Origin of the sequence: Nocardioides abyssi (assembly GCF_030412915.1) — a bacterium.
GTDB classification, from domain to species: domain Bacteria; phylum Actinomycetota; class Actinomycetes; order Propionibacteriales; family Nocardioidaceae; genus Nocardioides; species Nocardioides abyssi.
In genome coordinates this window covers 1-226 of sequence record NZ_JAUHJR010000263.1, presented here as the reverse complement: position 1 = coordinate 226, position 226 = coordinate 1, and the positions used below count along the sequence as shown (strand labels likewise).

The window sequence follows — 226 nt, the reverse complement described above, 5'->3', positions numbered from 1 at the left end:
CTCGGCGAACTTCTGGTCAGCACTATCGGCTTCACCGGAGCGTGGTACGGCGCCGCCGCGCTCCTGGTGATCGCAGCTGCTGTGGTCTCGAGCATGGGTGAGACCCGCGCGCCGAGCGCGGCGCCCGAGGCGAAGGCCCCGCTGATTCACCGTCCAGCGCTTCCCGCCGCCCTGGGTCTGCTCACGTCGATCCTCCCTGTGGGCGGCTTCCTCGCGTTCGCCGCTC

Annotated in this window: 1 protein-coding gene; it reads left to right on the top strand. The window is 70.8% G+C overall.

Annotated elements, in window-relative coordinates:
• A partial coding sequence (locus QWY29_RS20715) for a hypothetical protein (protein ID WP_300963097.1) occupies positions 1-226 on the top strand: 226 nt, incomplete at both ends.